This window comes from Acidovorax sp. ACV02, from assembly GCF_014851475.1.
Taxonomy (GTDB): domain Bacteria; phylum Pseudomonadota; class Gammaproteobacteria; order Burkholderiales; family Burkholderiaceae_C; genus Acidovorax; species Acidovorax delafieldii.
This window is the reverse complement of the sequence record NZ_JACUZU010000001.1, coordinates 313,902-336,838: the sequence shown is the minus strand read 5'-3', so window position 1 is coordinate 336,838 and position 22,937 is coordinate 313,902. Positions and strand designations below refer to the sequence as shown.

The following is a 22,937-nucleotide window of genomic DNA, read 5'->3' as shown; positions in this document are numbered from 1 at the left end:
CGCCAGGAATGCGCGAACGAAGACAGATCGAACAGGCGCTAGAACCCACGGCCTGACGGGGCCAGACCGGCACACAAGTCCCAGCCCGCCACACCCAAGCCTCTGGTCCCAGTATTGCGGGCCCTGACAGGCCTACGCCCCTGAGCCTTCAGGGCACGCAAGGGCCAGGAATCAGAAGCTTTCCCAGTCGTCGTCCCCGCCCTTGGCCGCAGCCTTGGGCGCAGGGGCTGCCGACTGTGTGACTGCGGGTGCAACTGGCGGCGCCAGCCGCGATGGGGCCTTGGGCGCGCTGGCGGCCGCCTTACTGGCGGTGGCAGGCTTGTTGCCCAGTGGGGCCTTGGCGGCCGGCGCAGGCCGTGGCGCAGGCGCCGGTGCTGCAGCGCGGGGTGCCGCTGCCGGCGCCCGGGTGGCCACCGCTCCCACGTTGAATACCGACACCACCTGCGCCAGGTGCTGTGCCTGGTCACGCATCGAGGCGGCTGCGGCCGTGGACTCCTCCACCAGCGCCGCGTTCTGTTGCGTCATCTGATCGAGGTGTGTGACGGCCTGGTTGACCTGCGCGATGCCGTCGCGCTGTTCTGTCGAGGAGGCCGTGATCTCGCCGATGAGGTCGCTCACCCGCTGTACGCTGGCAACGATCTCTTGCATGCTTTGCCCTGCCTGCGCCACCTGGGCCGAGCCCGATTCCACGTTCTCCACGCTGGCGCTGATCAGGGTCTTGATCTCTTTGGCCGCCTCGGCGCTGCGCTGCGCCAGGCTGCGCACTTCGCTGGCCACCACCGCAAACCCACGGCCTTGCTCGCCGGCCCGGGCGGCTTCCACCGCTGCGTTCAGCGCCAGGATGTTGGTCTGGAAGGCGATGCCGTCGATGGTGCCGATGATGTCGCTGATCTTGCGGCTGCTGTCGGTGATCTGCTGCATGCTGGTGACCACCTGGCCCACCACTTCGCCACCCCGCGCTGCGGCCTGGGCTGCCGTGCCGGCGAGCTGGTTGGCCTGGCGGGCCGTGTCGGCCGACTGGCTCACGGTGGCCGTGAGCTGTTCCATGCTCGCTGCCGTCTCTTCCAGGTTGGAGGCCGTCTGCTCGGTGCGCGCCGACAGGTCGTGGTTGCCGTTGGCAATCTCCACCGACGCCGACGAGACCGAATCCACCCCCTGGCGCACTTCGCTCACCACACCACGCAGCCGTGACGACATGGCCGACAGCGCCCGGGTGAGCACGCCCAACTCATCCTTGCGGTCATCTTGAATGTCTTGGGTGAGGTCCCCGGCCGAAATGGCTTCGGCCAGCACCACGGCCCGATCCAGCGGCCGCGTGATGGAGCGCACCAGCAGGGCCGCCAGCAGCATGCCCAGGGCCACCACCGCGATGGCTGCGGCAGCCCCGATCAGCACCAGGTTGCCGCGCGTGGCACGTGCGGCCTGCACCGCATCGTCACGCTGGCGCTCCTGCACGGCCACGAACTTGTCGATCGACTCCAGATAAGCCAACACCTTGGGCCGGTAAACCTTGTCCACATAGGCCTGCTTGGCGGCGGCATCGCCCGCATCGGTCAGCTCCTTGAGCTTGTCGGTCTGGCCCCGGACATCGGCACGCGCAGCGGCCACCGCGGCCAATGCCGCCTTGTCCTCGGGGGACACCGCCGCCTTGTTGATCTTTTCCTGCACCGGGGTGATGCGTGCGGTGAGCGCAGCCACCCGGGTATCAAAATCTGCCTTGAGCGCCTGGTCGGTGGTCACAAACCCGGCCATCGACATGGTGACCGCCACTTCCGCCAGGCCACGCCAGCTGACCGCCGTGGTGATGGCGGACTCGTATTTGTTGACGGACTCTTCGGTCGCAGCAGTGACCTGCCGCCCATACCACTGAGTCCAGACGGCGGCCACCAGCATCAGCGCCAGCAGGCCAAGAATCACGCTCCACATCTTGTGGGCGACGCGCAGGTCATTGAATTTCATGGTTGCTCCTGATGCTCTGCAAAAACCCCAAGGTTCCGCGTTGTTGTATCTTGCCCAAGGAAAACCACCACACTGCCGGCGTTCGACCCGGCTGAACACCCGCCAGCCAGGCGAAGTGTGCATGTAACAAGTGTTAATGGATTCCGTGGGGCGCGTTATCAGTACAAGCCCTAAAATGAATCGGTGACCTCCATACTCAACGCCGACCTGCACTGCCATTCCGTCGTTTCCGACGGAACCCTGACGCCCGAAGACCTGGCCGCGCGGGCCAAGGCCAACGGGGTGGAGCTGTGGGCGTTGACGGACCATGATGAGATCGGCGGCCAGCACCGTGCGGCCGCTGCCGCCCGCGCCCAAGGCATGGCCTACCTCACCGGCACTGAGATTTCGGTCACCTTTGCCGACACCACTGTCCACATCGTGGGTCTGGGCTTTGACCCTGACGACACCCAGCTGGCCCAGGGCCTGGCCGCCACACGCGGCGGGCGCGGCGAGCGGGCGCAGGAGATGGCGGCCCAGCTGGCCCAGGTCGGCATCAAGGGCGCCTACGAAGGGGCGCTGCAGTTTGTGGGCAACCCGGCACTCATCTCGCGCACCCATTTCGCGCGTTTTCTGGTGGAAACCGGCGTGTGCAAGGACACCTCCGAGGTGTTTCGCAAATTCCTGACCGAAGGCAAACCGGGCTACGTGCCCCACCGGTGGGCCAGCCTGGGGGATGCCGTGCGCTGGATCACACAGGCCGGGGGCATGGCGGTGATCGCCCACCCGGCGCGCTACAAGTTCAGCGCCAATGAAGAATTCGCGCTGTTCTCCGAATTCAAGCAGCACGGTGGCCGGGCGGTCGAGGTCGTCACGGGCAGCCACAGCGCAGCCGAGTACGTGACCTACGCCGACATGGCGCAGGAGTTTGGCCTGGCCGCATCGCGTGGCAGCGACTTCCACAGCCCCGACGAGTCGCACACCGACCTGGGCACGCTGCCCCTGCTGCCCGGCGCATTGACCCCCGTGTGGGAACTGCTGTCCGACCGAATTTTGCGCTGACCCCGCGCTGCCGCAGCCGCGCCAGCCGCCCCCTGGACGATCTGCCACCAGGCAAGGCACCCAAGCGCAGCGCCACGCATCACTGAGAACCTGCCCCATGGCCCAGTATTTCGAAGCCCATCCCGACAACCCGCAGCCCCGGCTGCTCAAGCAAGCCGCACTGCTGCTGCAAAAGGGCGGCATCGTGGCCGTGCCCACGGATTCGAGCTACGCGCTGGTCTGCCACCTGGACGACAAGGACGCGGTGGACCGCCTGCGCCGCATCCGCCAGGTGGACGAAAAGCACCACCTCACGCTGCTGTGCCGCGACCTGTCGGAGCTGGCCAACTACGCACGGGTGGACAACCGGCAGTACCGCCTGCTCAAGCTGGGCACGCCAGGCCCGTACACCTTCATCCTCGAAGCCACCAAGGAAGTGCCCCGCCGCGTGAGCCACCCCTCGCGCAAGACCATTGGGCTGCGGGTGCCCGACCGCAAAGGCCTGCAGCTGCTGCTGGAGCTGCACGGCGCCCCGCTGCTGGCGACCACGCTGATCCCTGCGGGTGAGACCGAGCCCCTGAACGACCCGCAGGAAATCCGCGAACGTTATGAAAAGCTGGTGGATGCCATCGTCGATGCCGGGGCCTGCCCGCTGGAGCCCACCACGGTGGTGGACCTGACCCCCATGGGCACCGGCGGCGACCCGGTGGTGGTGCGCGAAGGCCGGGGCAGCCTGCAGGCGCTGGGGCTGTAAGAGCCCGCCGAAGCGGCGCCACCCCCAATACATTCGCTGCGGTGCAGCGGGCTTCGCTCAGCCGCCGGTAGCGCACCTTGGAGGGGAGAGCCGCGCAGCGGCTCAGGAATTCGTCAGAGCTTGAACGCCCCCACCGCCTGCTCCAGGTCGCGGGCTTGTGCCGACAATGCCGACGCCGTGCTCACCGCATGCTGCACCAGCGAGGCCGTCTCCTGCGTGCTGCCGTCCATGTGCGACACGGCCACGTTGACATGGCTGATGGCTTCGCTCTGCTCGCGCAGGGCAGTGGAGATTTCGCCCAGCAGCGCGCTCACCTGGCCCACGGCGCCGACGATCTCTTCCATGGTCTTGCCCGCCTTGCCCACCTGACCGGCGCCGCTTTCCACCTGTTCGACCGACGCGCTGATCAGTGCCTTGATCTCGCGCGCCGCCACCGCGCTGCGCTGGGCCAGGTTGCGCACCTCGCTGGCCACCACGGCAAAACCCCGGCCCTGTTCGCCGGCACGCGCGGCCTCCACGGCAGCATTGAGTGCCAGGATATTGGTCTGGAAGGCGATGCCCTCGATCACCTGGATGATGTCCACGATCTTGCGCGAGCTGCCGCTGATGGCCTGCATGGTCTGCACCACCTCGCCCACCACCGACCCGCCCTGCTCGGCAATCGCCGACGCCTGCACGGCCAGGCCGCTGGCCGAATGGGCGCGCTCGGCGTTCTGGCGCACGGTGGCTGTCAGCTGCTCCATGCTGGCTGCCGTCTCGGTCAGGGACGACACCTGGTCTTCCGCCCTGCGCGACAGGTCGGTGTTGCCATGGTCAATGTCTGCCGCAGAGGCGGTGATCGAATCGGTGCTTTGCTTGATGCGGGACACCAGGTCGGTCAGCGTGTCCTCCATGGTGCCCAGCGCGCCCAGCAGGCGGCCAAAGTCGCCCTCCAGGTCGGAGTTGAACTCCTGGCTCAGGTCGCCGGACGCCACGGTTTCGGCAATCAGGATGGCCTGGTTGAGCGGCGCCACGACGCTGGCGCGCAGGCTGAGCGTGGCCACCACAGCCAGCAAAAACACAACCACACTGCAACCGATCACCCAGGTGCGCGCGCTTTGCAACTGCGCCAGCGCCGCCTGGGCCGGGGGTGTGGTGCCCTGCAGCGCCTGCTCGGCACCGCCGATGCCGGACAGTGCCATCACCATCAGCAGCAGCACGACGAGTGCGAGGCCACCAAACGCCAGCAACAGGCGCGTTCCGATCTTCAAGTTGTTCCACATGGCTTCAATGTCTCCAGGCCTGTTGTATGTCGTTGTGGGAGGGGCCGCCGCGCAGCACTGCGCGCCAAAGGGCACGAACTGGCACGGGCCGCAGGCAAGAGGCCGATGCTAGCAACGAACACCCCCGCATGGAGGCCCATCGGCATACGTATAACCCACAACACCCGCCAACCCCTGGGCGCATGAACACCCGCCGGGTCACCCTGGCAACGCCGGGGACAGCGGAGCGTCTGAGACAATCCCGGCGTGGACACCTCCAATCTCATCCAAACCGTTCTGATCTACGCCCTGCCGGTGCTGTTTGCCATCACCGTGCACGAGGCGGCCCATGGCTACGCGGCGCGCCACTTTGGCGACAACACCGCGTACATGATGGGGCGCATCACGCTCAACCCTTTCAAGCACATTGACCCGGTCGGCACCATCCTGATGCCGCTGCTGCTGTACTTTGCGACCTCGGGCGCCTTCCTGTTTGGCTACGCCAAGCCGGTGCCGGTCAACTTCGGCAATCTGCGCAACCCCAAGAAGCACATGGTGTGGGTGGCCCTGGCGGGGCCCGCGTCCAACTTCATCCAGGCCATCGCCTGGGCCGTGCTGCTGGTGGTGCTGGTGGGCACGGGGATCGAGGAGCGCTTCTTCCTGGAAATGGCACGCGCCGGGGTCATGGTCAACCTGGTGATGTGGGCCTTCAACCTGTTTCCGCTGCCGCCGCTCGATGGCGGGCGCATTCTGGTGGGCCTGCTGCCCTGGAAACAGGCCCATATGGTGTCGCGCATCGAGCCCTGGGGCTTTTTCATCGTGATGGGCCTGGTGATCGCCGGGGTGGTGGGCACGCTGTGGCTGCGTCCCCTGATGGCCGTGGGTTACACCGCCATCAACCTGTTGCTCACCCCGCTGACGGCCTTGCTGCGCTGAGCGCAGCACAGCTTGTGAGCCCGCCACTACCTGTTCATTTGATCTGCTGAGTTTTTGTTTCCCATGAGCACCACCCGTTTTCTCACCGGCATCACCACCACCGGCACCCCCCACCTGGGCAACTTCGTCGGCTCCATCCGCCCGTCGGTGGCGGCCAGCCTCACGCCCGGCGTGCAGAGCTTTTATTTTCTGGCCGACTACCACGCGCTCATCAAATGCGAAGATCCGGTGCGCATCCAGCGCTCCACGCTGGAGATCGCGGCCAGCTGGCTGGCTGCAGGGCTCAACCCTGAAAAGGTCACCTTCTACCGCCAGTCCGACATCCCCGAGATCCCCGAGCTGACCTGGCTGCTGACCTGCGTGACCGGCAAGGGCGTGCTGAACCGTGCCCACGCCTACAAGGCCAGCGTGGACAAGAACACCGCCGCCGGGCGCGAGCACGACGATGGTGTCACCGCAGGCCTGTTCATGTACCCAGTGCTGATGGGCGCGGACATTCTGATGTTCAAGGCCCACAAGGTACCGGTGGGCCGCGACCAGATCCAGCACATCGAGATGGCCCGCGACATGGCGGCCAGCTTCAACCACCTGTACGGCGAGCACTTTGTGCTGCCCGAGGCGGCCATCGACGACCACGTGGCCACACTGCCCGGGCTGGACGGCCGCAAGATGAGCAAGAGCTACGACAACACCATCCCGCTGTTCAGCTCGCGCGCCCAGCTGCAAAAGCTCATCGGCGGCATCCTGACCGACTCGCGGGCGCCCGGCGAGGCCAAAGAGGTCGAAGGCTCGGCCCTGTTCCAGATCTACCAGGCCTTTGCCACGCCCGAAGAGACCGAGGCCCTGCGCAAGGCCTATGCCGACGGCATTGCCTGGGGCGACGCCAAGCACCTGCTGCTGGAGCGCGTGGACCAGGTGATCGCCCCCATGCGCGCGCAGTACGAAGAACTCATCCACAACCCCGCCCGCATCGAACAGACCCTGCTGGCCGGTGCCGAGCGCGCCCGCGCGCTGGCCACGCCGTTCATCCGCGAACTGCGCAGCGCCGTGGGCCTGCGCAGCCTGGTGCAGGCCAGCACAGCCGCCAAACCGGCCAAGGCCGCCAAGGCCGCCCTGCCCGCTTTCAAGCAGTACCGCGAGGCCGACGGCAAGTTCTACTTCAAGCTCGTGGCCGCCGACGGCCGCCTGCTGCTGCAGAGCACGGGCTTTGACGCCCCCAAGGAGGCTGGCCAGGCGATTGCCCAGTTGCAGAAGGACAGCGCAGCCCTGCAGACCCTGGCCCCGCGTTTGGCGCCCGTGGACGGCGTGGAAGCTGCCGAAGTGACGGCCGCCCTGCAGGCGCTGGCCGAGGCAGCGGCATAAACCAGGCAGGTGGCCCGCGCCAGCGCCCTGCACGCACACGCTCATTTTTCGATAGCAAAGAAGACATATACTGATTGCGCCTTTGGCCTGAAATGGCAAAAATCGCGTCGTACATCGACTCTGAAGGGCGCGCAGCATGCCCGGCGTGCAGGGCATGTGCGTAAACTGGGTTCCCTGATCTGCTCGGGAGACTCCCATGAAACTGCTGTGTGCCTCGATGTCAGTGCTGGCCCTGCTGGCCGGCTGCAATGCCACCAACCCCTACGGCCCATCGGGCCCCATGGCCTCGGGCCGCGACCGCACCTTCAGCGTGCCGGTCTACGGGCCCGACACTTCCCAGGCGTATGCGGCGGCCAGCCGCGAATGCCAGCGCATGGCCTTGCACGCCAAACTGTTGCGCAACGATGGCTCGCGTCTGGTGTTTGAATGCGTGAGCGAGTTGCAGGACAAGCCTTGAGGCCAGCCGCCCCACCAGCGTGCCGCAGCTGGGCGAGCGGTGCGGCCTTGCTGGCGCTGTCCGCGCTGCTGGCAGGCTGCCAGCACACACCGTCCACCCAGGCGGGCACGGTGACGTCGCCCTGGGTCAACAGCCTGGGCATGGCCTTTGTCCGTGTGCCTGCGGGCACCTTCTGGATGGGGGGCGTGCCCCCCGTCGAAACGCTGGAAAAGAACTTCCCGCTGCTGGAGCGCAAGCGCCTGACCGACCTGGCAGATGAATCGCCAGCGCACGAGGTGCGGATCACCCGCGATTTCTACCTTGGCCAGCACGAGGTCACGGTGGGGCAGTTCCAGCGCTTCCTGGAGGCGTCCGGCTACCGGCCAGAGTCTGAGGCTGACGGCACTGGGGGTTATGGCTACAACCCCGCCTACGACCCGGCCACCACGCGGCGCGGCGATGCGTTCGAGGGGCGCGACCCGCGCTACTCGTGGCGCAACCCGGGATTTGCGCAAGGGCCGGATCATCCGGTGGTGAACGTGACCTGGAACGACGCGCAGGCCATGGCCCAGTGGCTCAGCCGCACCGAGGGCCACCGCTACCGGCTGCCCACCGAGGCGGAGTGGGAATACGCCTGCCGCGCGGGCGGCCGCAGCCTGTACCCGCATGGTGACAACCCGCAAGAACTGGTCTCCGCAGGCAACACCTTCGACCAGGCCGCGGCACCTCAGTGGTCACGCTGGCGCCAGCATGCGCTGGCGGGCAACGACGGATACGCGTTTACCGCGCCGGTAGGCCGCTTTGCCCCCAATGCCTTCGGGCTGTACGACATGCTGGGCAACGCCTGGGAGTGGACGGGCGACTGGCATGGCGACACCTACTACGCCGAGTCTCCACGCAATGACCCCACCGGTCCGGCCGAGGGCAGTGTGCGTGTGCGCCGGGGCGGCTCGTGGCACACCTGGGCGCTCTATGCACGCTGCGGCTACCGCAACTGGAACAGCCCGGAGACCCGCTACACGCTGGTCGGCATGCGGCTGGTGCGTGAGACTACGGCAGAGCCCCCCGCGCAGTGACCACCACAGGCCGGGAGGGTTAACAAATGTCAAATCCCCTCGCGCTCCGCTCGGCGCGAGCCCGCGCCGTGGTAGTTATGGCCAATAATCCGCAGTTCGATTTTGGATGGGGAGAACCATGCGCATAGCCGCTTTGGACGACGATGCGCTTCAGCTGGATCTGATCATGCAGGCCACGGAGGCGATGGGCCATGTGTGCCATACCCACCTGACGGGTGCGGAGCTGATGCGCACGCTGCGCCGCGAAACCTTTGACCTGCTGATCGTGGACTGGCACCTGCCCGACACCACCGGGCCCGAGGTGGTGCGCTGGGTGCGCCAGAACGTTGCAGCCCGCGTGCCCATCCTGTTCGTCACGCACCGCCAGGAGGAGCGCGATATTGTGGAAGGCCTGGGCAGCGGGGCGGATGACTTCATGGTCAAGCCCGTGCGCATCGGCGAACTCAATGCCCGCGTGGCCGCCCTGCTGCGCCGCGCCTACCCCGACAACACCGGCGGCGTGATGGAGTTTGGCCGCTACCGCTTCCTGCCCGAAACCCGGTCCATCGAAATGGACGGAGTGGCGGTGGAGCTGAAGAACCGCGAATACGACCTCGCATTGTTCCTGTTCCAGAACATGGGGCGACTGCTGTCGCGCGACCACCTCAAGGAAGTCGTCTGGGGCCAGGTAGCCGATGTGATGTCGCGCTCGCTGGACACCCACATCTCGCGCCTGCGCACCCTGCTCGACCTGCGCCCCGCCAACGGTTTCATCGTGACAGCGGTGTATGGCGTGGGCTACCGTTTTGAAGCCGTCGAAGCCCTGCACAAAGGCTGAAGGCCGCGATAGAGTCCGGCGGGCTCTGCCACCAGCACGCCTGCCCGTACCGTGCCCCATGAAGGAGACATGACTTGATCACCCCCCTGCCGTTTCGCATGCACTCGCTTGCTGCAGCCCTGTTGTGCCTGGCGGCGAGCACGGCCTTCTCGGCCCAGCCGGTCGCTACCCCGGCAGCCCCCCAACAAGGCGATGAAATTGCCCACGCCGTGAAAGAGGGCGACACCCTGGAAGGACTGGCCCGCAGCTACCTCGCCAACCCACGCCAGTGGCCGTTGCTGCAAGCTCGCAACAAGGTGGCCGACCCCAAGCGTCTGCAGCCAGGCTCGTTGATCTTCATCCCCGTGCGGCTGCAGCCCAGCGAATCGGCCACCGTACAGTTTGTGCAGGGCGAGGTCACGGCGCAGGCGCGGGGCAGCGGCACGCCCGCCCCCATTGCGACCGGCAGCAAGCTGGAAGAAGGCACCGAGCTGAAGGTGGGCCCCGAGTCGTTCGTGGCAGTGCAGCTGGCCGATGGCACCGTGGTGCGGGTGCAGGCGCAGTCCGAGCTGCAGCTGCGCCAGCTGCGTCGGCGGGGGCGCGCTGGCAGCGTGCAGTCAGTGCTGGAGATGCACAAGGGCGGCGTGGAATCGACCGTGCCCCCCAGCGCCGAGCCCCTGCGCCGCATGGAGATCCGCACACCGCTGGCGGTGACCAGCGTGCGGGGCACGCAGTTCAGCGTGGCACTGGCCGATTCGGGCCAGACCACGGCGTCGGTAGAGCATGGCTCTGTCGCGGTGCAATCGCGGCGTGACACTGACAGCGAGCCCGGCGCTGCACTCAAGGCACCGACCGCGCTGCTGGCTCCGGGCCAGGGTCTGGCAGTGGCCACGGATGGCACGGTGGGCGCCCCCCGTCCTTTGCTGCCCGCCCCCGATACCTCCGGCATGCCCACCACACTGGGCGATGCGGGACTGCTGGCCATCGACCTGCCCATGGCCTCCGGGGCCACCCGGTATGTGGCGCAGGTGGCGCAGGACCCGGCGTTCACCCAGGTGCTGCGCCATGGCAGCTTCCCCGACGGCCGCCTGCGCTGGAAGGCGCTGGACGATGGCCGCTACTACCTGGCCGTGCGGGCGCTGGACGATGCAGGCATCGCGGGCCTGCCTGCCGTGCAGCCGTTCACCGTCAAGACACGCCCGGTCGCACCGCTGTACCAGCACCCTGCGCCCGGCGCCGTCGTACCCAGTGGCGCGGCCGAGCTGCGCTGCACGGAAGTCCCCGGCGTGCGCTGGTACCGCGTGCAGGTGGCCGCCGACGCCCAGTTCACCCAGCCCCTGCGCGACGAGCAGCGCCTGACCGAATGCCGCCTGCCCCTGGGGGCGCTGCCCGCAGGCAGCTACTTCTGGCGCATCGCCAGCCTGCTGGCACTGTCCGACGGGCAGGCAGACCAGGGGCCGTTTGCACCGCCACAGCCGTTCACGGTGGCCGACCGGCCGACCGCCTTGTCCCTGCAAGCCCTGCAGGCGGAGGACGGAGACCCGACGGTGCGCCTGCACTGGCCCGCCCAGGCCGGCCAGCGCTTCCGGCTGCAGCGCACTGTGGCTACCGATCTGGACTTTGCCAAGGTCGCAGAGGACACCGTGCTCGACGCCCCGACCTGGACGGCCAGCAACCTCGCTGCCGGCGAGTACCTGGTGCGCATCCAGGTGCTGGACGCCAGCGGGCTGGAGAGCGATTTCTCCCCCCCGCGCAAGATCCGCGTGGGCACTGGCATCCGCACCGGTGCGGGTTTGCCGGTGTCCACCAGCAGCGGCACGCCCGTGGGGCGCCCTTGAGCGGGGCATGGAGCCCGTCCAGCCCAGCCGTGCGGGTCGCACCAGCACGCGCAGCGGCCCTGGCATGCGCTGAGCAGACGCCCCGCATCCCACCACCCCTTTCATGCTGACCATCGCCCACCTGCGCCGCCGCCGACGCCGCCTGGAATGGGCGCTGCTGGCCTGCGCGCTGATGGCGCTGGTGGCCTGGCTCAGCACCGCGGATAGTCTGAGCCGCGTCAACCACCTGGTGCAGGATGCAGGCATGCGACTGGTCTCGCGGCCCGCACACCCCGACATCGTGATCGTGGCCATCGACGACGCCAGCATTGCCGCCATCGGCCGCTGGCCCTGGCGCCGGGCGCTGCATGCCGAGCTGATCTCGCGCCTCACCGCCCAGAACCCCCGTGCCATCGGCATGGACGTGCTGTTCAACGAAGCCGACCTGGACTATCCCGAGGACGACGTGCTGCTCACCGACGCCATCCGGCGCAGCGCCCGTGTGGTGCTGCCCGTGCTGCGACGCGGCTATGGCCCGGTCAGCAACCAGACCGACCTGCCCTGGCCCGCCTTTGCCGAGGCCGCCGCAGGCCTGGGCCATGTGCATGTGGCGCCCGACAGCGATGGCGTGGTGCGCAGCCTGTACCTGCAGGAAGGCCCGGCAGCCGCCCCCTGGCACCACTTCAGCATGGCGCTGCAGTGCGTGGCAGACCGTCAATCTGTGGCCGCCTGCGCGCCCTCGCCTGCCAGCGCATCGGATACCAGCCCCTGGCAACGCAATGACCCCACGCTCATCGCCTACGCCGCCGGGCCATCGCCCTTCACCACCTACTCCTACATTGATGTGCTGCGTGGCCAGGTGCCAGCCGGAGCACTGGAGGGCAAGTACGTGCTGGTCGGCGCTGCAGCCTCGGGTCTGGGCGACATGTTTGCCACGCCCGTCAGCCAGCAGTCGCGCCTGATGCCGGGCGTGGAGGTGGTTGCCCATGTGCTGGATGCCCGCCTGGCCGGCGAACACATCGTGCGCGCACCGCAGGCCTTGAACATCGCCTTCAACCTGGTGCCTGTGGCCTGTGCGCTGGTGGCCTTGCTGCTCATCGGCCCCCTGGCCGCCTTGCTGACCAGCGCCGGGCTGGCCCTGGCCACCTTGCTGCTGAGCATGGCCCTGCCCTGGTGGGCAGGTCTGCAGTTCGCTCCGGCCGCCGCCTTGCTGGGCCTGGCGCTGGCCTACCCGCTGTGGAGCTGGCGGCGCCTGAGCGCGGCTGCGCACTTTCTGCGGCTGGAGATGGAGAACCTGCAGCGCCAAGGCCTGGCCATGCGGTTGCGTAGACGGCCCGGAGACTCCGCCGACTTTCTGGAACGCCGCATCAACGCCGTGGAGCGCGCATCCCGCCAGCTGCGTGACCTGCACCAGTTCGTGAGCGAGAGCCTGCAGCAGTTGCCCTCACCCACCATCGTCTGCGCCCCCGACGGTGAAATCCTGCTGGCCAACCAGGCGGCCCGCCAACACCTGGGTGGGCCCGCCCAGCCCTCCTTGCAGGGCCTGTCCGTGGTGGACCTGCTGGCCGACCTGGTGCAGACAGGGACTCAAGAGCCGATCGTTACCCAGGCAGCCTTGCACCATGCTGTCTTGCCAGAACAGACCGAGGGCACCGACGCCCGGGGCCGCAGTCTGCTGGTGCAGTGCAAGCCTTTCACCAACCTGGCCAATGCAGGCTGGCTGCTGACCCTGGTGGACCTGACCGAGATGCGCCGTGCGCTGCAACAACGCGACCAGGCGATGCACTTCATCTCGCACGACATCCGCGCGCCCAACGCGTCCATCCTGACGCTGCTGGAGATGCAGCGTGCCTACCCCGGCCGCCTGTCGGACCAGGAGTTGCTGGAGCGCATCGAACGTTATGCACAGGCTTCGCTGGGCATGGCCGAAAGTTTTGTGCAACTGGCCAGCGCGCAGACGCAGGAATACCGCATGGCGCCGCTGGACCTGGCTGCCCTGCTCTCTGAAACCACCGACGACCTCTGGACCCTGGCCCGCGACCGCAACGTGGACGTGCGCACGGTGTCCACCCCAGACACTGCGCCCTGCCTGGGCGACCGCGCCCTGCTGTCCCGCGCGCTGACCAACGTGATCCACAACGCCATCAAGTTCAGCCCCGATGGCGGCACGGTGCAGTGCGCCATCGTGGCGCGGGGTACGCACTGGGTGGTGTCGGTACGGGACCAGGGCCCGGGCATTGCCCCCGAGCAGCAAGGCCGCCTGTTCACGCCCTACCAGCGGTTGCACGACCACAGCCACCCGGCCATAGCAGGGGTCGGCCTGGGCCTGGCACTGGTGCAGACCGTCGTGCTGCGCCACGGCGGGGCGCTGGAGGTGGACAGCGACGTAGGGCGGGGGGCCGAGTTCCGGCTGGTGCTGCCGCAGCGGCTGGATGCGCCGCCGGACGACGACGAGCAATAGCTAGCGGCGAGGGGCTGACTGCGACTGCAGAAAATCGAGCACCGCCCGGTGGTCGCCCTGGAAAACGATGCGATCAGCCCGGCTTTGCCGCTGGTAGGCATACATCGGGTCGTAATAGTCGCGCATGAGTGCAGCAATCCAGCCGCGGTGCAGCGACAGGTCACCCTGATTGCGTTGCTGTACCAGCGCTGCCTGCATCGACCCACGAAGCGCCTGGTAGCGGTCGCCCCCAAGGCGCTTGGCGAGTTTGCCCAGGCTGTCGAGCAGCCGCGCTGCAAACAGGTTGAGACCCGCTACCTCGCCATGGAAGGCCACAAAATCTGCGCACTGCTGCCACACATAGTCGCGCAAGATGCGCTCCACACGGGCATCGAAAGCGTCCTCCAGGCAGACGATGGGCACCTGCTCCAGCCGCTGCCGCAGCTCCAGGGGCACCGAGCAGCTGCCCACATGGCGCCCCTCGTCCTCCAGCACAAAAGTCGCATGGCCCTGTGCTCGTTTCTTCAGCACGTCGATGGCCAGCCGGTTCTCAAAATCGATCTGCGTCGGCTGGCCGCTCACGCGCTGGCCAAAACTGGAGCCACGGTGGTTGGCATGGCCTTCCAGGTCCAAGCCGTTGGCCAGCTGCGCAATCACCTCGGTCTTGCCGGTGCCGGTCAGGCCACTGAGCACCACAAACCCACACTCCGCCGCCGCAGCCTGCGTGGTGCCGATGAGGAAACCCCGCATGGCCTTGTAGCCCCCCACCACGCGGGGGTAGTCCATGCCCGCTTCGTTCAGCAACCATTGCTGCACGATCTGCGAGCGCAGCCCGCCACGAAAGCAATACAGCACGCCTTGTGGATGCGCTTGCGCAAACTGCGCCCACGCCTCAATGCGCTGGCGCTTGATGCCGCCAGACACCAGCTGGTGCCCCAGCGCAATCGCGGCCTCCTGGCCCTTGTGCTTGTAGCAGGTGCCCACCTGCTGACGCTCGCCATCGTCCATCAGGGGAAGGTTGGCAACCCCAGGAAACGCGCCCTGCCCAAATTCCACCGGCGCGCGCACATCCATCATGGGCACATCGTTCAGGAAGATGTGCCGGTAGTCCGTCAGGTTGTCGGGCATGAGCGCAACTCGACGGCAAAGGCCTGTCGCGGGGTGAGCTGGCCGATGGGCTGCAGCGCCAGGCCCAGTTCCGCGGCCACCTGCAGGAACTCGGCCTCGCCCTCCGGACTCACGGCCACCAGCAGCCCCCCACTGGTCTGGGGGTCGCACAGCAGGTGCTTTTGCACCTCCGTCAGGGGCGCAATCTTGGCGCCATAACTGTCAAAGTTGCGCACCGTGCCGCCGGGCACACAGCCCTGATCCATGTAGTAGTCCACCCCCTCCAGGCGGGGCACGGCTGCGTAGTCAATCACGGCGCTCAAGCCGCTGCCCTCGGCCATCTCGACCAGGTGCCCCAACAGGCCGAAGCCGGTCACATCCGTCATCGCTTGCACGCCGGCCAGCCGGCCGAATCGGCTCCCTGGCCGGTTGAGCGTGCACATCAGGTCGCGCGCCACGCCCACATCCTCGGGCCGCAGCTTGGCCTTTTTTTCTGCGGTGGTCAGGATGCCGATTCCGAGGGGCTTGGTCAGATACAGCCGGCAACCCGCCGTGGCCGTGTCGTTGCGTTTGAGATGGCGCTTTTCGACGATGCCCGTCACCGCCAGACCGAAAATGGGCTCCGGCGCATCGATGGAGTGACCGCCTGCCAGGGGAATGCCTGCTGCGTCGCACACCGCACGCCCCCCGCGCACCACCTCACGCGCCACCTCGGGCGGCAGCACATTCACCGGCCACCCCAGGATGGCAATGGCCATCAGCGGATCGGCACCCATGGCGTAGATGTCGCTGATCGCATTGGTGGCAGCAATGCGCCCGAAGTCGTACGGGTCATCCACGATGGGCATGAAGAAATCGGTGGTGGACACCACGCCGCGCTCGGCATCCAGGGCATACACCGCCGCATCGTCCCGCGAGGTGTTGCCCACCCAGAGCCGGGGGTCCAGGTGCTGCGCTCCACTGCCCGCCAGGATCACGTCCAGCACCTTGGGGCTAATCTTGCAGCCACAGCCCGCGCCGTGGCTGTACTGGGTCAGGCGGATGGGGGATGTTGTCAGGGTCTCAGGAAGCATGCGAGGTTCTTTCGTGGCGTCACGCGCGGGGCGCGCTACCCGTATTCTGGCGCTGCGCGGAACGCGGCCATGCATTGCAACGAATACCCTACCCCTCCTGCGCCCGCACAGCGATATGAACACCATGGCGAATCTGCGAGCCGCTTCACCTGGGACATCCGAAGCGGGCCAGCGAGCCGCCTGAGTTGTTCCAACGGACCCAAAGAAAAAGGCCCTGTGCTATTAATTAGATAGCTACAGGGCCTTGATGCTGGCGGAGAGGGTGGGATTCGAACCCACGGTAGTGTTGCCACTACGCCTGATTTCGAGTCAGGCCTTCGAATCATTTAGCAGTGTTGATTGGCGCTGATAGAATCATTACAAATCAACATCTTACCAAATAATCACTGGAAAAAATCACAGTGACTGTGTTGATTGAAATTCCCCAAAATTGGGATTTTTTGGCTACATGGTGGCTACATGAGTGATCCGTGTAGCCAGAAATGCCGGAGACATCAGCATGGCCCGCCCTAAAAAAGCCGACACGCCCGACCTGTCCGAACGGGTGAACTTGACCGCCGGGGCAATCGAGCGCCTGACCTGCCCCAACGGCAAGCAACAGGCCTTCATGCGCGACACCGAAGCGCCGGGCCTGCGCGTGCGTGTGACTGCGGCAGGTGCCAAGTCGTTTGTCTATGAGGCGAAGCTGAACCGCCAAACAATTCGCCGCACCCTTGGGGATGTAAAGCTGTGGAGCATTGAAGAGGCACGCATCGAAGCCCGCCGCCTTGCCGTGGTGCTGGATAACGGACAAGACCCCCGAGAGATAGAGCGCAAGCAACGCGCCGATAAGGACGCAGCCAAGGCCGCCGCCGCTGCCAAGGCTGTGACCGTTGGCGAGGTATGGGCCATTTACTTGGACGCCCGCCGCCTGCGCTGGGGAGAGCGCCACTACAGCGAGCACCTTTTGCTGGTGAAGCCCGGCGGAGTTGCATCTAAGCGGGCTGCTGGTGGCGTGACTGCACCCGGCATCCTGCATCCGCTGGTGGGGCTTGCGCTCCGTGACTTGACCGCGCCCGTTATTGAGGCCTGGGCCGCGCGCGAGACACAAACCCGCCCGGCGGCTGCCCGCCTTGCGTGGCGATGTCTGAAAGCATTTCTAAGCTGGTGCGCGGAACAGCCGGAATATGCGCCAGTGCTGCCCAGCTCAAACCCTGCCAAAACAAAGAAGGCCCGCGAGTCACTGGGTAAGGCAGGAGTGAAGCAAGACGCATTGCTCAAAGAGCAATTGCCCGCATGGTTTGACGCCGTTCGACAGCAACAAAACCCAGTAGTGGCCGCATATCTGCAAACGCTGCTTTTGACGGGTGCCCGCGCTGGTGAAGTGCTGGGCCTGCGCTGGGAGGATGTGAACACCAAATGGCGCGGCTTGACCATCCGCGATAAGGACGCCAGCAAAGGAGGTGTGGACGGCGTGCGCGTCATTCCCTTGACGTCTTACGTTTGGCATCTGCTGCAAGCCCTGCCGCGCCGCAATGAATGGGTTTTCTCAAGCGCCAGCGCCAAAGGTGGCCGCATTGTCATCGCCCGAAATAACCACCATGACGCCTGTGCTGTAGCCGGTATTGAAGGGCTGACCATCCACGGCTTGCGCCGGTCGTTCAAGAGCCTGACCGAGTGGCTAGAAATCCCCGCTGGTGTCGTGGCTCAAATCATGGGCCACAAGCCCAGCGCGACCGCTGAAAAGCACTACACGGTGCGTCCGCTGGACCTTCTGCGCGTACACCATGAGCGCATCGAGACGTGGATTCTGGAACAGGCGGGCATCCATTTCGATGTCCAAGCCCAACCCGGTGGGCTGCGTGTAGTCGCCGCCGCGTAGATCAGTTTGCCCCAGCTAGGCCCGCGAACCGAAAAGCGGGTTTCCCTGCCCGCCTGCTGGGGCTCCTATTCAGGGTTGCACTGAGGGGGTGCCCATTGGACATTGATAAAGAAGGATGGAGCCTCAGCGATTGGAAAACATTCGCGCTGGCCGTCCGGGATGCACACCAACACGCGCTGGATGGATGGGGCACCACGGTTGCTGAACTTGAAGCGCACTCAAAGCTGGTTGCAGAACTGCGCGAGAGCAACGCAATGCTGCGCAACCACATCGACCTTTTGCATAACGCGTTGACCATGATTCCCACGCAGCCGACCATAAAGCGCGGGAGAGGTCGCCCGAAAAAGCACGGGGAATTCAATTTGGCGGAATGGTACGAGCGCGAGTGCCTACCGAAATTCAAGGAACGCAATCAAGGCCGCTCGCCTGGGGTACAAAAAGTTCTTACATGGCACTTTCAACAACTCTTCCGGGAGCTTGGACTTAATCCCTTAAAAGTTACGTCGAAGGAGTACCAACAAAAGCTCAAAACAATGAGGAACGTGATTAGCGACCAGAAGCCCCAGAAGTGGGGCAGAAAACTTCCTGAAAAATAGCCCATTTTTCGGGACAGATGCGAATCTACATTTAAGACAACGGTTCAACGCAGCGATGCGCCAACCGTACCCCGCGCCATGGTGGCCGGGGCAACCCTAACGCCGAGATGGCGCAGGAGATTAGCAATGCAATCTACGACCACGCGACAGCCGCATGTACTGGACGCACCAGAGCACAGCGGCACTACCCAAACCGCCGCACCCATTCAAAAGCAGTTCCCACCGTTGGAACAAGTCAACCGCCCCACGGTTCCGACTGAGCAAGCCGCCTATTACCTCCTGCGTCGCCCGCAGACACTGAGGGGCTGGGCCTGCTCTGAGACTTTCCCCGAAGGCTTGCGGCCTGTGCGCATCAATGGCCGCCTGGGCTGGCCTGTGGCTGGGATCAAATCAGCGTTGGGGGTGCTGTAATGATCACCGCAATCAACCGCCTGCTGCTGGCGCTGTGGTGCGCTACCCCTTCCCGCTGGTTTCGGAAAGGGGGGCGCAAATGAAAAAGCCTGCCGTTCCGTCAAAGATTCAAGTGGGCTTTTTCCCCGAGGCCGCAGCCCACGATTCCAGTGAGCACCCCGCAACGTTCCGGGGCACGGATAACCCGCGCGAGTTGCGCGCGCTGGACTTCCTTTTGCGCCGTCCATCCGTACCCCGTGAGGCTTTTGATCGGGAGGTGGGTTGCGCAAACGGCCCCGACCTGATCCGGCGACTGCGTGAATATGGTTTGGGTAAAGCGCACTTGCCTTGCACACGCATCGAGGTCATCGACCGTGACGGCTGCATTGCACGCCCTGGCATTTACTGGCTGACGCCGCAAGGCCGTCGCGCAGTTCTCCAGTGGCTCGCCAAGCGCGAGCAAGGGGGCGCACATGGCTGAAAGCATCGCCCACTTTGCCGTGAAGAGCATCGGCCTGTCCCGCGTGAATGGCCGCAAGCCCTGCACCCTGATGGAAGCCGCCCGGCACAACCTGCGCGAGATACAGGCAGAGCAAGGCGCTACGGGCCACATAGACCCGGCGCGCAGCCACGGCAACACCGTTTTGCATGGGCCTGCTACGGCTGCCGAGGTATGCGCCCAGGCGGAGGCATTAAAGGCCGGTGCGGGAATCGTGCGCGGCAGTCTGCGCCGTGACCATTGCCAAGCCATAGAGGCGGTCTTTAGCCTGCCGCAACTGGCCGCAGTTCCCGACCCTGCCGACTACTTCGCAAGGTGCCTTGCCTGGCTGGCTGGTGCGCTGGCCCTGCCAGTGCTGAGTGCGGTAGTCCACCGCGACGAGGCCGCGATGCACCTGCATGTACTGCTGCTGCCTGTGAAGGATGGCGCACACGTAGGCAGCGCACCTATCGACCGCGCAGCCTTGAAGCGCCTGCGTGAGAGGTTCTTCGCAAAGGTGGCCGGGCCTGCTGGCCTGAAACACACGGGTGCAAAGCTGCGCGGAGTTGCGAAGCAATGGGCCATTGCCGCCGTGCATCGGCGCTGTGAGGTGCTGGGGCTGCCCGCCGCGAACGGGCTGCTGTGGCCCTATGTGGTGGCCTGCATCGAGCGTGACCCGACCGCAGCAATGTTGGCATTGGGAATCGACGCGAACACCATCCGCCCATCGGACAAGCCGCCGCACAGCGAACCCCCGCGAAGCCCCATAGGGATTGAATCAATCCCCATAGGGTTTCAAAACGAGGGGGAGAAATATCAAACCCTATCCTGTGTAGGGTTCGCCCATTCCCCATCCTCAAATGAGCCCCTGCCTGCCATCACATCGCCGGGGAAGCTTTGGAACATCGTGGGCCGCCGTTCGCAATGGACGGCACCACATCAAGACCGCCTGCGTGTTGCCCGCGCTGCGCAGCAACAGGCCATTGCACGGCACTCGCACAAGTCGCCCAGGCAAGGACCGGCGCCCGCCCTGCGCATTGGTGACGACGGCCTGACCCGAGAGCGCGACGAGTACAGCCACGACCTGAGCGCGTGGGACTGACGCCCATGCAATCGACCGCAACCAAACAAGCCACGACCATGCAAAACAAACTCACCCACCACCACCTGACCGCCGAAGCTGTGAACGACCAACACGGGCGGGCCATCCTGCTGACGCAACAAGACGGCATCGACGAGCCACACCATGTGCTGGTGCATCCGTTCCAGCTTCGCGCAGTCTGCGAGCAGTTCGGAATCATCGCCAGCGACCCGCAAGCGGCAAAGAGCATCGCTACCCTGCAAAGGAGGATTCAGGGCCTGCATGAGCGGATAGAGGCCCTTGCCGATTGGATGATGCAGCACAGCGACCAGCGACACGCAGACCTGACCTATGAAATCACGCAGCTACAGGCCCTGCAAGACATTGCACGCGAGTGGTGCGCAGACTTCACAAGCGAGGAGGCTGCGCCGGGCATGGGGGCTGATGCGACCGCCGTGCAAGGTTCGTTGCTCTGAAAAACAATGAAAGCAATCAAAGCGAATCAAACGACCGCAAGGGCTGGCCGGATGCGGGTGGACTACATGCCGGGCGCGGCTGCCGTGCAGGCGCTACAGGCCGCGCAGGGGCTTTACCCGAACAGCAACACACAGGCACTGATAGACCGGCTGATCATCACGGGGCTGTCTGCGCTGGTGCAAGGCCACTGGAGGCCGCCGCCGCTGTATGGCCGCGACCGCGATGCCTGGAAGCTGCCGGACGACCTGCGCAAAGGGCCGGGGAATGGGGCTTAAAGAAACCGCCTGAAAGCCCAAGGTTCCGGGAGAGCCGACCTAAAGTACCGCGAAGTACGGAGGTAAACCCGGAACGTTCCGCGCGCGTGCGCGAGCCCCCTGTTATGTCAGACCCTAAAGAGCCCCCGCTGTGGGGCTTTTTTGTTGCTTTATCCGGTGGCTACATGCTGGCTACACGGTACGAAACTGCGCACCACTGGCTACATGGTGGCTACACGGCCACACCAAAAGAAAAACCCCGCTACCAAATTGCTAGCGGGGTTTCCTTTGTACTGGCGGAGAGGGTGGGATTCGAACCCACGGTAGTGTTGCCACTACGCCTGATTTCGAGTCAGGTACATTCGACCACTCTGCCACCTCTCCTATGTGTCGAAGCCTTAGATTATAGCCAGATTTTCAAGGCTTGAGCACCGCGGCGCCGCCCAGGTAGGGGCGCAGCACCTCGGGCACCATCACACTGCCATCCGCCTGCTGGTAGTTTTCGAGCACTGCCACCAGCGTGCGACCCACGGCCAGGCCCGAGCCGTTCAGGGTGTGCAGCAGCTCGTTCTTGCCTTGGGCATTCTTGAAGCGGGCTTGCAGGCGGCGGGCCTGGAAGGCTTCGCAGTTGCTCACCGAGCTGATCTCGCGGTAGGTGTTCTGCGCGGGCAGCCACACTTCCAGGTCGTAGGTCTTGGCGGCGCCAAAGCCCATGTCGCCGGTGCACAGGCTCATCACGCGGTAGGGCAGGCCCAGTTTTTGCAGCACGGCTTCTGCGTGGCGGGTCATTTCCTCCAGCGCTTCGTAGCTCTTGTCGGGGTGCACGATCTGCACCATCTCGACCTTGTCGAACTGGTGCTGGCGGATCATGCCGCGCGTGTCACGGCCGTAGCTGCCGGCTTCGGAGCGGAAGCACGGCGTGTGGGCCGTGAGCTTGATGGGCAGATCGGACTCGGCCACCACCACGTCGCGCACAAAGTTGGTCAGTGGTACTTCGCTGGTGGGGATGAGGTAGAGGGCCGCGTTGTCGGGCACGGGCTCGCCGTCCTGGCCGCCCTTCTTGGCGGCAAACAGATCGCCCTCGAACTTGGGCAACTGGCCGGTGCCCTTGAGGGAGTCGGCATTCACGGCGTAGGGCACATAGCATTCGGTGTAGCCGTGCTCCTCTGTCTGCACATCCAGCATGAACTGGCTCAATGCGCGGTGCAGGCGGGCGATGGGGCCCTTCATCACGGTGAAGCGCGAGCCCGACAACTTGACGCCCATGTCGAAATCGAGGCCCAGCGGGGTGCCGACATCGACATGGTCCTTCACTTCGAAATCGAACTTGGCAGGCGTGCCCCAGCGGCGCACTTCCACGTTGCCAGCTTCGTCGCTGCCCACCGGCACGGACTCGTGCGGCAAGTTGGGCACGGCCACCAACATGGCCAACAGTTCGGATTGGATCTGCTCCAGGCGTGCGGCGGATTGCTCCAGCTCCACCTTGCCTGCGGCCACCTGGGCCTTGACGGCTTCGGCGCCGTCCTTGTCACCCCGGCTCATCAGCATGCCGACCTGCTTGGACAGCTGGTTGCGCTGGGCCTGCAGCTCTTCGGTGCGGGTCTGCAGCGTCTTGCGCTCGGACTCCAGGGCCTGGAAAGCGGAGACGTCCAGGAAGGCCTGGGGCTTTTTTCGGGTTTCCAGCCGCGCGATGGCGGTGTCGAGGTCTTTGCGGAGGAGAAGAATGTCAAGCATGGGGTCGATTTTAGAGGGCTGGCAGAAAAGCCAAGTTCAAAGCAACGGC

At 65.6% G+C, this 22,937-nt stretch carries 20 protein-coding genes and 1 tRNA gene; 15 read left to right on the top strand and 6 right to left on the bottom strand.

Features of this window, described 5'->3' with window-relative positions:
• Positions 1–171: 171 nt before the first annotated feature.
• Positions 172–1,959, bottom strand: coding sequence for a methyl-accepting chemotaxis protein (locus IB236_RS01620; RefSeq protein ID WP_192418461.1), 1,788 nt, complete (start codon positions 1,957–1,959; stop codon positions 172–174).
• A 183-nt stretch (positions 1,960–2,142) separates the two neighbouring features.
• On the opposite strand from IB236_RS01620, the gene IB236_RS01615 reads away from it, so the two are divergent.
• On the top strand, positions 2,143–3,000 hold the full coding sequence (locus IB236_RS01615; protein WP_056060904.1) for a 3',5'-nucleoside bisphosphate phosphatase: 858 nt from the start codon (positions 2,143–2,145) through the stop codon (positions 2,998–3,000).
• A gap of 97 nt (positions 3,001–3,097) precedes the next feature.
• A complete protein-coding gene (locus IB236_RS01610) occupies positions 3,098–3,733 on the top strand; it encodes an L-threonylcarbamoyladenylate synthase (RefSeq protein ID WP_056060901.1) in 636 nt (211 codons plus the stop codon).
• Positions 3,734–3,846: 113 nt separating this feature from the next.
• Here IB236_RS01610 and IB236_RS01605 read toward each other — a convergent pair whose 3' ends face one another.
• Positions 3,847–4,995: a methyl-accepting chemotaxis protein gene (locus tag IB236_RS01605; protein ID WP_192418460.1), complete on the bottom strand. Its 1,149-nt coding sequence runs from the start codon at positions 4,993–4,995 to the stop codon at positions 3,847–3,849.
• Between the two features lie 246 nt (positions 4,996–5,241).
• On the opposite strand from IB236_RS01605, the gene IB236_RS01600 reads away from it, so the two are divergent.
• The 7 genes from IB236_RS01600 (at position 5,242) to IB236_RS01570 (ending at position 13,858) form a co-directional block, all read left to right on the top strand.
• Positions 5,242–5,910 carry a site-2 protease family protein gene (locus tag IB236_RS01600; RefSeq protein ID WP_056060897.1) on the top strand — a complete coding sequence of 223 codons (669 nt, stop codon included), beginning with the start codon at positions 5,242–5,244 and terminating at the stop codon, positions 5,908–5,910.
• 63 nt (positions 5,911–5,973) lie between these two features.
• The gene (locus IB236_RS01595; RefSeq protein WP_192418458.1) at positions 5,974–7,272 is read left to right on the top strand and encodes a tryptophan--tRNA ligase; all 1,299 of its coding nucleotides are present in this window, start codon (positions 5,974–5,976) and stop codon (positions 7,270–7,272) included.
• 196 nt (positions 7,273–7,468) lie between these two features.
• Positions 7,469–7,729, top strand: a complete 261-nt coding sequence (locus IB236_RS01590) for a hypothetical protein (RefSeq protein WP_121943550.1) — start codon at positions 7,469–7,471, stop codon at positions 7,727–7,729.
• Positions 7,730–7,776: 47 nt separating this feature from the next.
• A complete protein-coding gene (locus IB236_RS01585) occupies positions 7,777–8,784 on the top strand; it encodes a formylglycine-generating enzyme family protein (RefSeq protein ID WP_192418948.1) in 1,008 nt (335 codons plus the stop codon).
• 118 nt (positions 8,785–8,902) lie between these two features.
• On the top strand, positions 8,903–9,601 hold the full coding sequence (locus IB236_RS01580; protein WP_192418456.1) for a response regulator transcription factor: 699 nt from the start codon (positions 8,903–8,905) through the stop codon (positions 9,599–9,601).
• Between the two features lie 74 nt (positions 9,602–9,675).
• A complete protein-coding gene (locus IB236_RS01575; protein ID WP_146872155.1) occupies positions 9,676–11,418 on the top strand; it encodes a FecR domain-containing protein in 1,743 nt (580 codons plus the stop codon).
• Between the two features lie 103 nt (positions 11,419–11,521).
• On the top strand, positions 11,522–13,858 hold the full coding sequence (locus IB236_RS01570; protein ID WP_192418454.1) for a CHASE2 domain-containing protein: 2,337 nt from the start codon (positions 11,522–11,524) through the stop codon (positions 13,856–13,858).
• Here IB236_RS01570 and mnmH read toward each other — a convergent pair whose 3' ends face one another.
• Entirely contained in the window at positions 13,859–14,965 is a 1,107-nt protein-coding gene (mnmH, locus tag IB236_RS01565) for a tRNA 2-selenouridine(34) synthase MnmH (RefSeq protein ID WP_192418453.1), read from the bottom strand. It abuts the gene before it with no gap.
• The gene (gene selD, locus IB236_RS01560; protein ID WP_146872158.1) at positions 14,950–16,017 is read right to left on the bottom strand and encodes a selenide, water dikinase SelD; all 1,068 of its coding nucleotides are present in this window, start codon (positions 16,015–16,017) and stop codon (positions 14,950–14,952) included. Before selD ends, mnmH begins: the two co-directional genes overlap by 16 nt.
• A gap of 499 nt (positions 16,018–16,516) precedes the next feature.
• Between selD and IB236_RS01555 the strand changes: the two genes are divergently transcribed.
• From IB236_RS01555 to IB236_RS01530, 6 genes are all read left to right on the top strand, one after another.
• Positions 16,517–17,878: an integrase family protein gene (locus tag IB236_RS01555; protein ID WP_192418451.1), complete on the top strand. Its 1,362-nt coding sequence runs from the start codon at positions 16,517–16,519 to the stop codon at positions 17,876–17,878.
• A 95-nt stretch (positions 17,879–17,973) separates the two neighbouring features.
• Complete coding sequence (locus IB236_RS01550) at positions 17,974–18,474, top strand: hypothetical protein (RefSeq protein WP_192418449.1); 501 nt, start codon at positions 17,974–17,976, stop codon at positions 18,472–18,474.
• 490 nt (positions 18,475–18,964) lie between these two features.
• The gene (locus IB236_RS01545; RefSeq protein ID WP_225580899.1) at positions 18,965–19,345 is read left to right on the top strand and encodes a hypothetical protein; all 381 of its coding nucleotides are present in this window, start codon (positions 18,965–18,967) and stop codon (positions 19,343–19,345) included.
• On the top strand, positions 19,338–20,444 hold the full coding sequence (locus tag IB236_RS01540; RefSeq protein WP_192418447.1) for a plasmid recombination protein: 1,107 nt from the start codon (positions 19,338–19,340) through the stop codon (positions 20,442–20,444). The genes IB236_RS01545 and IB236_RS01540 overlap by 8 nt, the downstream gene beginning before the upstream one ends.
• Complete coding sequence (locus tag IB236_RS01535) at positions 20,435–20,899, top strand: hypothetical protein (protein WP_370539869.1); 465 nt, start codon at positions 20,435–20,437, stop codon at positions 20,897–20,899. The genes IB236_RS01540 and IB236_RS01535 overlap by 10 nt, the downstream gene beginning before the upstream one ends.
• Positions 20,900–20,905: 6 nt before the next feature.
• Positions 20,906–21,175 carry a hypothetical protein gene (locus IB236_RS01530; protein ID WP_192418444.1) on the top strand — a complete coding sequence of 90 codons (270 nt, stop codon included), beginning with the start codon at positions 20,906–20,908 and terminating at the stop codon, positions 21,173–21,175.
• Positions 21,176–21,448: 273 nt separating this feature from the next.
• Here IB236_RS01530 and IB236_RS01525 read toward each other — a convergent pair.
• A tRNA-Ser gene (locus tag IB236_RS01525) sits at positions 21,449–21,538 on the bottom strand.
• Between the two features lie 33 nt (positions 21,539–21,571).
• Complete coding sequence (gene serS / locus IB236_RS01520; protein ID WP_192418442.1) at positions 21,572–22,888, bottom strand: serine--tRNA ligase; 1,317 nt, start codon at positions 22,886–22,888, stop codon at positions 21,572–21,574.
• Positions 22,889–22,937 lie beyond the last annotated feature (49 nt).